Raw genomic sequence first — 13,243 nt, 5'->3', positions numbered from 1 at the left:
AAGCCCTGCTTTGTCTGTTTGCATCAAGTCTATATTCAAATTTCGTGAGTTACCCTATTGGTAACATAGTTCTTATCGAAACTTGTGAATCCCCATGTTGACTGGGCTCAAAATAAAGGTTTCGAGGTCTCTTTAGGTATTTCGGTCGGACCGTACCACCCATTTCGGTTGAAATGGTGTCACTTTGAAAGAGATTACAATAGTACAAAAAAGTCTATTCTATTATGTTATTTTTTGACGCGACTCTATCCGCCCTAAAGGTGTACACCTACAAAGATCAAGCCTAGATTTTAAAATCTTTTGTTCCAGATTTAATATTGACTGCTACTTTAAAATCGTATTTAATATTCCTTTTGTTTTTTAGTAATACACTACTTTATTATCAAATCATAAGTTGTGCTTGGCGGAAATAATAAATTTAGAGCATTTGGTTTTATTTTGAATAATGGTCCTTTTTCAGCCGCTCCGCCTGAAGGAGTCCTCTTAATTAAGTGATCAAGTGTGATTATTCCCTGTTCTAGCAAAATATCAAATTGATTGACGATAGGTTTTCTCGTGTGCTCTACTTTTTTGTATTGAAAATATTCCTTTCCATCATCAAGAATTGAATCAGCAGCAATCCAAAAAGTCTCATTGTGCTTTTGAAGTAATCGTTTATGTAATGATTCTAAATTCCAAACAACAAAATTACCAATTCCTGCTTTATCAGAATTTCCTAGAAGTTGATTTGATTTAGAGTCTAATTTTAATTGTAAACCTTGTGAATTTCTAACAGTAGCGGAAACAGTGCAATACAATTTAAAATCATTTTCCCTATTGTAGCCAAAATTATCTAAAATATCTGAAGAACTATTAAATTTACTTTCCTTCCAGTCTGGAACTTGCGCAAACAAAGTTTTTCTATTACCTCTTTTATCACGAAAAGACTTCAACTCTATACCTTTGTAATCCGGACTCTTAGATGAATTAATATCAATACCTAATAAGGTTTCGAGCGTCCTTCCTATTGCTGTATCTGCATTTAACATAGCAGGAACTGGACCTCGAGAAGCAATTTTGTACAACAATACTAATAATTCGTCTGAAACTTCATTTGAAATTTGATTAATTTCATTTATTAGTTCTCGTAAAGGATTCACAATTACACTATTAAGAAGGTTTTTAATATCAAGTTGGGAAATATTTAAAACGTATAGCTCATTTTCAAAATAGATAACACCGAAAATATCATTTGCATTCACATATTGCCCCAATCCCTTAAACCAAATTCTTGGATCTCCTTTCTTTGTAATGGGACGATAAAGCGATGCCACCGATTTAATCAAACCTTGATGTGATATAAAATACGATTCTACTTGTATTTTATTTTCAGGTCCTTGTTTTTGCAACTCATAATCATGAACTTGCTTAGATTTAAGATAAGCCCTAACAGAACCTGTCGCATCCATGATTGATTTTTTTAAACCATTTTCAGTAGGTTCAATCAAGCAAAACTCTACTGATTTTTCTGTCAACAGTTGTATTCTATCTATCTCAATAATTGAAAGTTGCCTCATTATTTTAATATTTGAGCTAATAATTACTCCAAAATGGAATTGTGAAAATCAATAATAAGCTAACATTTTTTATTTTGGAATAAAAGAATCATTTTAAACATGAATTAATCCCCACCTACTTAATCCTCAAATTAATTTCTTTTTCCTTATCTAATATTTTTTTTATCAAATCTTCTCTTATTTCTACCGCTTCTCTACTGAAATGAGCCTCTTTGTGGCAATTAGGACAAACAGCCGCAACATTGTTAGGATGATCTGGTCCGTCATCCGATAAACTTGAAATGTGATGAACCTCTAAAAAGGGAGTGCCATACTTATTCTTAAAAGGCGCACTGTTCTCACACTTTTCACATATACCACCTGATCTTAAAAGTGCGTATTTTTTTATTTGAATAGACCTTATTCTATAGTCTGAAATACTAACTGGCTTTCGTTTTGAAGATGTATTATTATTATTATCCTTAAGTACCTTCTTACGAAGACAATTAAAATCATAATCCAGCATCGATAAAGTTTCAACAAGAGCTGGATTTGTTTCTTCAATCGATCCTCGACTTACATGAGCAATTAATTTGTTATCTTCATCTTCATCTTCAGACGATTTTTCATCCCATATTTTTTTTATAAGCTTATTGTAATTTGCTCTTCCCGTTGTCCCCGTAAATACTAATCGGAAACCTAGTAGCTGATTTTCGACAGAGCGCACAGTTCTTTTAAGTTTTTTCGCTAATAAATGTATTTTAGGATTACGTTCACGAATTCCAATCCCATCAATTTCAATAAATAGGTCATAGATTTTTTCGAGTTCTATTCTTGTAAATGCTTTTCCTGAAAGTTCGTTTTTTTCGCCTCCTTTTACTCTTGTGTATTTTACCACAAATATTTTTACATTAATTGATTCTTAATAGTTTCTCCAAGTGCTTTTGCTAATAATGGCGGAACAGCATTACCTACTTGAGTGTATTGCGGTACTTGGAATTTTCTCATACTTCCACCAGTAGTCACCTTTGATCTAAATTCAAACCAATCTGGAAATGACTGAAATCTTGCCATTTCGCGAACTGTTAATGTTCTCGGTTGCTCTGAGTGATAATGACATAAGTCATCTGGTACCGTCAGTTGAGCTGGAGCTGGTCCAAATTCTTTTAATGCTCTCTGGGAATGCTTTTTAGTCGGTATAGATTTCATTAATAATTCAACTTCTCTTATGTTTTTTGGATACTTAGAAATTTCTTTCTCCTCTGTGATAAACAATAATTTATGTTGAGAAAATTCTACATTAAGTTTAGCCAGTACATCTGGTGATACTTTTTTTCCTGAGAATAAATCTGTAGCTCCCTTTTTTAATCCATTTTGGAATTGTTCTATTACTTGATAAAATCTAAATCTTGACCTTATAATTGGATTATGATTTCTAGGCTCATGGTTTTTTATTTTAGAGAAGTCTTCCAGTGTATTTTTACTAAAAATATTGTTAAGTGAAGCAGCATATTTCCCTGCAGTTTTATTAATATCATATTGAATATCGGCTCTTAAAATATCGCCTATAGCTTCACTTGTACTAATAAAATCATCAAGACTATATGTCATTTTGGGTAAAACTAAACCATCAAATAATTCGGGGCTAGATTCTATATCATAGTAGTTAAAATCTTTGATAGTAATCTTTTCAAGTGAATTTATATTTTCCGAGACAATTTTATAAAATTTGTCTGAGTTTTTAAGTATTTCGTTCTTACTATTTTTCTTTAAAATTTTATTAAAAATGTCCTTTCTGTAAGCCATTAAAATAAATCTAGGTCTGTTTTGAGGAACACCAAAATATTTAGAGTTCAGCATCATACATACCGGAACAAAGCCTTCAAGAACAAACGCTTTACAAACCTCCAACCATGCATAATATTTTTCTCCATTTTCTGTAAAAGGAGCAGTAATACCCTTTACGTTTTCTAGTAATACAATCTTTGGTTGAATTAATCCTGCTAGTTTTGAAAAAGATAATGGCAATTGATTCTTTTCATTATTTTTTTCTCTTTTACCTGCTAAGCTAAAACTTTGACAAGGGGGACCACCTGATATTAAATCTACATTCTTCTTTTTAAGTTGATTTACAATTTTATTGTTCTTGTTTAGAAACTCTAAGAAATAGTCAATATTCCCAATTAAAAGTTTTCCATCTAAATCTGTTTTTGCATCTAAATCTGAATACTTACCTTTTGCTGTTTCAAAAGGATTTTCTCGTAATCTATCTTTTAAATTATCTTGAGCATAATTACTTTTGATCCAAAGCGTATTATTTGCTTTTTCACCAAGTTCTGACTTACGTTCCAAGTTTTCTCCTAAAATATTATAAGCAAAGGTTTCCCCTGCCATAGGAGATAATTCATTTGCGAAAAGTAAATCAAATCCGGCAGTCTCTAATCCAAGACTCATTCCTCCACATCCAGCAAAAAGTTCAATATGTGTTAATTTACTCATTATTTTAATTTATTATTTTCTCTTTCATTGATAACAAAATCAAACTCCAAAAACCATGAAAACTTAGACAGATAATCTATACTACAATTAAACTTACCACTTTCAATTTTAGAAATAGTGGTTCTACTAACTTTCATAATTTCTGCCAGTTGTTCCTGATTATATCCTCTTTTTTCACGAATTTCACGAATTGAAACACCCATTTTTAAACGACAATCTTGGAGGTAACTTATCATAGAATTCTCTGCTATTTGAGCGTCACTGTTTGTCATTTTTTTATGCTTGCGTTATTTGCCTAGTAATAATTTCAATAGCCTCACTTTTACTTACTATGTTTCCAAACTCTTGTAATGATTCGTCATCTTTGTAAACTCCATTACGGTCGTTCCAACTAATCCATTCTATTAAATCTAATCTAGACTTAGAATTTAATTCTGCTTCCAGAGCATCACCTCTTAATTCCATCAGTTTATAGTAAGGATGCTTTAGTTTTCCCTCATCATTTGCGTATGTACTCATAATAATCTCAATTTTGATCGTGCTATTCTATTATTTACTCTGGCTTTACAAATAAGGTTCCTAAATGTTCTATGCCATTACTATCAACGACAGTAAGCCAAACATTAGTCTCAACACCATAAACTTCATTGGATAAGTTTACTTCTATTTTTTGTTCACTCACTTTAATTACCCTTCTTTCCACTTGAGAATAATCAGATTTATTGATTGTGACTTTATGACCAATTAAATCATCCATATTTACTTCTACAATTTCTAATTCTCCTAATCGTAGAGTATTTATTGCAGTAAAAGATAATCCAGTATTCAAAGCTTGAATTTCGGCCCTAGGTCTTTCATAATCATCTATCACTTCCAAAACAACATATATTTGATTGGGATTTTCCTATGGTAAAGGAGTATGAAATTTTACGATTTGCCCCTTTTTAATTGTCTTCCTAATAAATCTCTTTATATGGATTACTTGTAATTCTATTTAGCAAATATAGAAAAACGAATTCAGAGAAGTGCAATATACTGAACACTTTGTTAACAAGTTTAATTATGGAATCAATAAGAATATGAATTAATTAAATAGCAAGCTCAAAATTATTTTAAAACCAAGAAATCATCAAAATCACGGGAGTATTCCTTCCTTTCATTACAACATTTCTTGTTGTTCCACTTGTTGTTCTGGTTATTTGGTATTAGTTATAAAATTAAAGCCCGAATAAATACTATTCGGGCTCGTTTTTATTTATTTTCATATCAGTACAAAAAACTTATTTATAAACAAGATATGCTATAAGGACCTTTGTCTTAAACAACTATGTATTTTGTTAGTTTACTCCACTTTTTAACATTAGAATTATGAACTTGAAATAATTGTGTAATTAGTACTTCTATACCAAGTTCATTCATTTTTTTAATCATCACAAAATCTTTTTCTGGGATGTTATGAATAGATATAGTTTTATCATTGACTAGTATGTTTATTGAAAGTTCCATTAGGTCAAAGCTCGCATTTATTTTTTCCAATAAAACAATTTTATCCCATTTTTCTAACTGAGTTCTTACAGAGAAATGAAGTGCTGTGCATTCAAATTGATGATTACAAAAATTACAAATATCAGCTTTAGGTGTTGCTAAAAGATTTGTGTTTCCCAAATCTATAAGAGTATTAGTCTCATTTATCAAGTTGTCAATCTTTATGCCTTGTTCAACATATTCTTGATGAGTACACTTGAAAGAATATATCTCATTATTTCCCAATCCTTTAATTACTAATTCAATGTTTTCTGCTTGAACATGCTCTGTTCGATATACAATATATCCATAGGTTTTTAATTGTTCAATATAGGCTTCTTTCACACCTATATTGACACCATCTTCAGTATTGAACAGAACCCCTGTTTTAAAGTCTGTAACTCGAATTTTATCATCACTTACTTCAAACAAGTCAATAACTCCATATACATTTTTATAATGAACTTTCTTTTCTGGATAAACAATACCATGAGCCAAAAGTGGATAGCTACTAAGAATTTTAACAGTGTTTATTTTTTTTGGATAATATGCAGGAACCCAATATTTAATATATTCTAAAGCATCAATAACTTCTGAATCAAATTGAACCTTTTGGCTATTTTCTATTAAAGCAGCTTCCCACTTACTATCAAATAGCTTTAAGTCGTAAAATTCTTTAAAATAGGTCTCTAAAACCTTATGGATTAATGTACCCAAGAACGAATTTGAATTAAACTCATAATTGTATCCTCTCCCTCCCCTAGCATTGCTATCAAGGACGAATTTTAACTTGCACTTTTCGAAAGCAGCAAGCATACTAGGGCTTATTTTTTCAATATTATTTATCACAATTAAATCAGGCTTTGTTGCTGTTTTTTAACCATTTGAAAAACTCTTCATAACACCAAGCCATTCTTCGATTTAAATTAAATGTATCTGCAAAAAACACCTTATCCAAATTCTCACATTCTGCAACAACTCGTGTCAGGGCAGTCGAACTTGGAAAACTTTTTGTATTCCAAAAAGGATGTGTAATTACAATATTAATATTATTGTAAGAGATAATAGGAATATTTTCTATAACGCAATAACAACTTGGGTTTTGGATAATATCAATACCTAAATTCATTGCGAAATCTCTAGCATATTCATCTGCCGTTTCTGGCCAATCGGCAATTTCAACATAATCCCAATTACCGTCTAAACCAACTAAATAAGTAGCATCTGATAAAACTCTAATCAGACCTACAGCCAATCTCCAATCTAGAATTCCATGATAATTTAAATTTCTATAATTCCTTAAATCCTTATAGCAAGAATCTTTACATACTTTGGCGTGCTCTTTATTTATAAAACTATAAGTATATCGATTTTCAGTAGTAGGATTTAAACACATAATAAAGAACTTATCAATATGGTTATGAAGATATTCAACAAATCCAGACCCATTGGGTAGTTCATCCGATAACACTATTCTTCCAGTGCTTCTTCCTGTAACATCTCCTAACTTTTGCTCAGTAATTGCAGCCAATTCAATTTCTTCTGGTGAAACATCTAAGAGGTCTGCTAAACACCTTTGCAATAAATAAGCAGCTGAATGAAAGGCTCCTTTTGAACTAACTTTATTCCCTTCACTTGTATGGAATGGGTTTATATCTAGTGATAAATCGAGTTTTTCAGGGTGCAATCGAATTACATTTGTTGTTTTCCGTGCGCCAAGTGATAATACCTCACCCTTTGAATCTTCATCTGATAGTTTAGATTTAATTTGATATCTTTTAATGGCCTCGTCAAAACCAAATCCCAGTTTCTTTTTTAAATCTAAATCTAATAGTTGATTTTTACACTTAGCAGTATTTATTGTATCAGTAGTTTCTAAAAATCTAAATCCATCTGTTCCGTTAGTATTCAATCGCCAAGTGAAATCACTAGGAGCTATTCCAACAATACAATTTCCCTGTTTTTTACCTATATCATCAGGGTTAATCGCTTCTGAAAATAACAACGGCTTAGAACTACTAATTTCCTGATCTACTTCCCTGTCCTGTGGCTCATTACTCCAATCTGTTCTAAAAGCATTTGGAGAAACTACTAAATAAGCTTTTTCAGAAGTTTTATCAATTTCTCCATGTTCAACATCTTTCACATATGGAAGTGTGCGCAATATATTGTTTTGTGAATTCACGACAACCCATACTGGGTTTTTATACGCTTGGTCGTCAAAATAACGTGCTTTCCAAGTTACATTATCACTATAGTCTTTATATATCTCACTAATAGCAGGAGTCAAACCAATACTCGTGTAGATTCTTTTGTCTTTTGTCTTTTGAGAACCTGGAGCAAAATCAAATATCGCTCTATCCAATGGTCGACTAATTGTTTTCGCCTCATAACTTGTATCCGATTTTTTTTCAAATCCTAAAATAAGGTTTCTCAATCCTGTTGGCATTCCAGACATTGGTAATATCCCTGAATCTGCCATTGCTTCAGATAGATCACCAGATGTATATCCTTTTTGAATATCTGAAAATTTTTGTAGAAATGTTTCTTCAATCCATTGTTTAAAATCAACAATGCTGTATTCAAGGTATAATTTATTATTAACAAATAAATTTAAAGTTAAAGAATCATAAATATCCTTCCAATTATCTTCAACATCAATCCATTGTTTAAGGTTATTGAATTTGTCATGATCTTCATTAAAGAAATCTTCAATTTTACCAAACTGACCATGTACAGATCCAGAGGTAGAAAAATTTCGAAAATATTTTTGCAAAATCCCTTTAATAACCATTCTGTAAAGAATTTGATCTTGAGATTGACTTAAAAATGGAACAGGTGAAAGGTCTCCTGTCATTCTCTCTGGATTATTGAAGAAATATTCATCATGACTTCTTCCTCTACAAAAGGTTAAGGCAATATTAAATGCTTGTCCAGCTCGCCCTGCACGACCTACTCTTTGTTGGTAGTTAAATCGCATTGGAGACATGTTTCCTTGATAAACAGCCTGTAGGGAACCAATATCAACCCCTACTTCCAAAGTTGTAGTAACGCTTAATAAATCAATTTCTTCTACAATTTTATTGGGACCTGTTATAATTCCTTTAAAAAGTCGCTGCCTTTCTAGCTGATTATCTGTTTGTCCGGTTAATTCCTCGCAACGCATTCGAATAATCTCATGATTATTTAACAATTGCGTAGCATAAAAATTATTTCTTCTGGCTTCTTTTGTTGTTAAATTAGAAGTATTTGGTAATACTTTAAAACAAGATTTACAAATTCCTGCGGAAGGATGCAAATGGATAGTTTTACAATACCTACATTCATATACTTTATCATCATCATTAGCAAAATATATCCTCAAAGTTTCTAAATTTAAAACTCCATCATAATGACTATATTCATTCGTTAATGTATTCCATAAAGCATCTCCTAATTCTTCTTCATCAATTCCATGATGTATAGCAACACTTTTTATAAACTTTTTTTCGGGTCTTTTTTTACTTAATTTCTTATAATTTAGTACAGGACTGTGAATATAATCAACATATTTATGTTTATAATTGTCCCCCAAAATTCTTGCTAAAGTGTTAAGCGATTGTTCATAAACTACATCACTAATTGAATGTTGAAATGGATTTTTAACATTTGTTGAAACCTTCACCATTCCTAAACCGGATGATTCCATACTATAAAATAGTCTTCCAAAAATGAAAGAGCTTATTTCCTTATAGACAGGTCCTCTTATACCACTCATCAATTTTTCTTCAGATTGCTTACCAACAACCCTTCCTTTATTTATAGTGAATTTTTGCCAATCGAAACAATCTTTCCATAGCTCAGAACTTTCAAAATATTTACCTTCTCGTACAATTAATCTTTCTTTAGATGAAGCAGGACCGGCAGGGTTGGTTCCTTTTCTAACCAAACCAAAAATAATTTTATCAACTAAATCATCCAATCGAATCGTGGAGCCTTCAACGTCTGAAATCAAATTTATTTCTTCGATATCAGCTTCAAATCCATCATCATCAGTGGTGCTTTTATAAGCATCATTAATTCGTTTTGCATAAGCTCCATCCATTTTCAAAAGAAGTTCCTTTCTTAAATCAGTATTTTTAGTTCTAATTGAGATAAGTAAATCTTTTGCCAAAATAATTTCACCACGTTGATCTAATAATAATTCTTTGATTATTTGATTGTAATTCTCTTTTTCTATGTCATTAGCAAATCTTGCAGACTCCTCTCTACTGTCGGAAAAAGCGACTAACTTTCTTCTTTGTTTTTCCGTGTCTGGTATCGCAGTAAATAACTCCTTCGCTAATATTTGATTTGTTTTACCAAAACCAGTTCTAAACCCTCTGACAGGTGATTTTCTTTTCTTACGATATTGATAATCTGCGGCACAATTGGGACAACTATGTGGTAAGGCCGTTCCAGCATCATTTGATGGCTTTTCACCTCCATTTGGATTAAAATACAACCCCTCTACAGTATTTGGTTTCCGATTTAAATATAGTTTTCCATCAAAAATTCCTAAAAATCTTTTTTCCCATAATTTATTATCCTGATCAATTAAATCAGCTATAATTTCATCTCCCTCAAAATATTTTGGCCAAAAAATAGCATAATCTTGCTGTGTACGCCTTTCTACCATAGCTGATTGTGATTTTTCTGGAATGCTCTCAATTTCTGGCGGAGTCGTGATTATTTCATCTTTTATTATCCCTCTGTCTGAATATTTTATTTTGGTCCCTCCTACAAAAGTAGTTCCACAATTTTCACAATAAAGAGACTCAAAAACCCTTTTATTGTTATGTTTTATACTTGAAAACTCTAATAATTCATCAAATGGATCTTCATTTCTGTCCTTGCTGAGTTCTCCTCCTTCATCGTTTTTTAATGTGGTCCACAGACCTTCTATATTACGAATAAAAAAATGCATCCTAAATCTAGGTAAATTGCACTTCTCCTTTTTATTCCAAAATTTTGTGTCAAATAATCCTCTTAATAACAGAAGCCCTTTTATAGCATTGTAAATTGATTCGTCATTTTTTAAATGCCCAAATAATTGTCTTCCTAAGGAAACGAATTGTTCTGTTTTATCCTCATAGTTTTCCTTGTTGAATACCGGGAAAGGTCTAAAGCGATAACTTTTTGCCCCCTCATCCAAAGACTTAAAAGCAAAAATTAACTGTGAATTTAAATTCTCATCTAAATTTACTTCTTTTAAAAGTTGAGGAATCCCTTCATCAAAACTGCAATGCAACCATTCATCCACTTTTACAGCCAACTCATTTATAAAGACCTCTTCATCTGAACTAGAAATATCAGAAGCTAATTCAGCCAATTTAATATATGTTGATGGATTAATAGGTTCTTTAATTTCTTCTGGTAATTTATAAGAACCATCAATCACCTTCATTTCTTTATTTAATCCAAAAAAGCCTTTAAGAAATGATTGGCTATCTTCATATTCCTGACTTCCTTCCTGTCCATCTAATGATGCAGAAGAAGCCAAAAATCTTACTTTTGATGAGGAAGGGTCTAATCCTAATCTAGAATATAAAAGTCTTAATAAATACGAAATCTCAGTACCTGGTGTCCCACGGTACAAGTGAAGTTCATCAATTACAATATGAAAAATTCTTCCTTCTTTTTCTATTGCTCTTTGTGCTTCATTTAAATTTTTTAAATCCCAATTTGTTGTGCATTCTAACCATTTTTTAGTCTCTTCAAGCATTCCGCTTTCTATAGATCTCATAAGAACGATACTAAGCATCGAAAAGTTGGTAATTAAAAGATCTGGTGGAGTTTGATGCATATCAAATCTTGACCGCATCTCTGCTCCGTCCAATCTTTGAAAATTAGTTTTCAACTCTAATTTCTCTTTATCCGATAATTTTTGTCCTTCCTCTGATACTAAATAGGACTCAATTTCATCATAAGTTTTTTGAATATTACTAAGTTCTGTGGCCAATTGTTGCCATTTTGACTTATTTATTTCGATTTGACCCTCATCATTTATCTTCGATAGACTCCCTGAAACAGGTGTGGTACTATTGTATCTTCCAAAAAATATTCTATTCCCATTTAACTTATCATCACAAAATTTACGAATTTCATCATTATCTAATGTCATTCTTAATCTTGTAAGCTGATCTTCAACAAGAGCATTCATAGGATAAACAATCAAAGCCTTCATTACTTGTGGACGATTTTCATCACAACGTTGTAAAACTTGATTACTTAATTTAGCATTGTTACCGTCAAGATGTATATTTTTCGGCCCTTGTCTATGTGTGTGTGGGCCAATTATATTAACACTTGCAGTAGTGTGAATATATTTTGATAAATCTTTAAGTAAATATGCAATTAAAGGGAGTAAAAAGGCTTCCGTTTTACCAGAACCTGTTCCAGAAGTAATAACACAATTATTTCCCTCTAATGCAGACTGAAGCATTCTAAATTGATGTTCATATAATGGAAAATTCCCTGTAAATAGTCCTTTAGAAACAAACCCTTTAAAAAGTTCCACCTCGTCTTTTGTAAATCCTGATAGATCATTTAGTGTTAAATTTTCAATCTCTTTTCCTTTTGCACTTTTATATTCAAGCAAAGGTTCTATCCACGGTTGTCTGTATAGAACTTTATCAGTATTAAGTAGGTTTTCTCTATTACTTTCAAATTCCTCATATCGTGTGCCAAAAGCCGTTTTAATATAAGATATATATCCTTCTTTTACTTTTTCAAAAATTCCTAATGGGTTTATCATTTAGTTTATAATATTACATTGCTGATTTAATTTGCCTTCAATTAATTGTATTATGCTATTATGTATATTTTCATATACGCGATAAGATTTATTTTGATAAGTTTCTAAAATTGGTATTCTTGCATTAATTAAAAGCAATCCTCTTTCAATCCAGAACGGGAGCCTTATGTTTATTGGTACATAAAAATCAGAAATGTCATAAACACTGTTCTTTTTTCTAAGGAAAACATTGTTTTCAATGAGTCTGAAACTGCATAATGCGTAATCATCTAAAACTTTAGTCCCATTCTCATCTTTATAAATATGGATCATTTGACGATCCTTAAAGCCGTCGTAGCGTATAAGGGCCGCTCCGACGATAGAACTCACAGTTCTAGTAGATTCTTTCCAAGTGTATTTTTTTGGATCAAAAACTAATTTTCTATGGTGATCAGTTGTATATGGAAGTTTTGTGCTTAAATAGGTATCAAGTTCTCCAATAGATCTTTGTGTATAAAAACAGGCCAACTGGTAAATAGCGTAATTACTATTTAAAGGATTTTCTATATTATTAATATACTCAATTCCTGTTTTTTGAGCAAGCTTTTTGAACCTGTCTAAATCACCTAATTTATCATAAATTTCAATTCGATAGGGCAATATTTCTGATTCAGTACCACCATGACTTGTCAATTGAACTATCAAATTTAGTTCTTTACATACAGCAAGTAGTTTTTCTATAAATCCACTGCTTCTAAAACCAGTTAGAAATGCTTTTAATCCTTTTGGTGATTCAATAAAAAATAAAGTTGAAGGAGAAACTCTAATTATTTCTCCATAAGTCTGAAAATTAATGTAACCCAAATCTCTCCAATAATGCATTATTCTTTTACTAAACTGACTGCTTATCTTAGGGTTTAATTCTTTAATA

Annotated in this window: 9 protein-coding genes; all 9 read right to left on the bottom strand. The window is 31.4% G+C overall.

Annotation, left to right across the window (positions count from 1 at the left end; all coding sequences use genetic code 11):
- Positions 1-371: 371 nt before the first annotated feature.
- On the bottom strand, positions 372-1,556 hold the full coding sequence (locus AC51AA_RS17700; protein WP_500703518.1) for an MvaI/BcnI family restriction endonuclease: 1,185 nt from the start codon (positions 1,554-1,556) through the stop codon (positions 372-374).
- Between the two features lie 115 nt (positions 1,557-1,671).
- Positions 1,672-2,433: an HNH endonuclease gene (locus tag AC51AA_RS17695; RefSeq protein WP_500703517.1), complete on the bottom strand. Its 762-nt coding sequence runs from the start codon at positions 2,431-2,433 to the stop codon at positions 1,672-1,674.
- A gap of 8 nt (positions 2,434-2,441) precedes the next feature.
- Positions 2,442-4,034 (bottom strand): DNA cytosine methyltransferase, encoded by a 1,593-nt coding sequence (locus tag AC51AA_RS17690; RefSeq protein WP_500703516.1) that lies wholly within the window; start codon positions 4,032-4,034, stop codon positions 2,442-2,444.
- The gene (locus AC51AA_RS17685) at positions 4,034-4,306 is read right to left on the bottom strand and encodes a helix-turn-helix transcriptional regulator (protein ID WP_500703515.1); all 273 of its coding nucleotides are present in this window, start codon (positions 4,304-4,306) and stop codon (positions 4,034-4,036) included. The genes AC51AA_RS17690 and AC51AA_RS17685 overlap by 1 nt, the downstream gene beginning before the upstream one ends.
- A 4-nt stretch (positions 4,307-4,310) precedes the next feature.
- Positions 4,311-4,553 (bottom strand): hypothetical protein, encoded by a 243-nt coding sequence (locus AC51AA_RS17680; protein WP_500703514.1) that lies wholly within the window; start codon positions 4,551-4,553, stop codon positions 4,311-4,313.
- Between the two features lie 34 nt (positions 4,554-4,587).
- Entirely contained in the window at positions 4,588-4,911 is a 324-nt protein-coding gene (locus tag AC51AA_RS17675; RefSeq protein WP_500703513.1) for a hypothetical protein, read from the bottom strand.
- A 440-nt stretch (positions 4,912-5,351) separates the two neighbouring features.
- Positions 5,352-6,407, bottom strand: coding sequence for a PD-(D/E)XK nuclease family protein (locus AC51AA_RS17670; RefSeq protein WP_500703512.1), 1,056 nt, complete (start codon positions 6,405-6,407; stop codon positions 5,352-5,354).
- Between the two features lie 7 nt (positions 6,408-6,414).
- On the bottom strand, positions 6,415-12,333 hold the full coding sequence (locus AC51AA_RS17665; protein WP_500703511.1) for a DEAD/DEAH box helicase: 5,919 nt from the start codon (positions 12,331-12,333) through the stop codon (positions 6,415-6,417).
- Positions 12,334-13,194: a hypothetical protein gene (locus tag AC51AA_RS17660; RefSeq protein ID WP_500703510.1), complete on the bottom strand. Its 861-nt coding sequence runs from the start codon at positions 13,192-13,194 to the stop codon at positions 12,334-12,336.
- Positions 13,195-13,243: the final 49 nt, after the last annotated feature.

It is taken from the genome of Flavobacterium sp. OHVDL-2026-0007 (genome assembly GCF_059882335.1).
The sequence above is the reverse complement of the archived record's forward strand: the minus strand, read 5'-3'. Positions and strand labels throughout refer to the sequence as shown.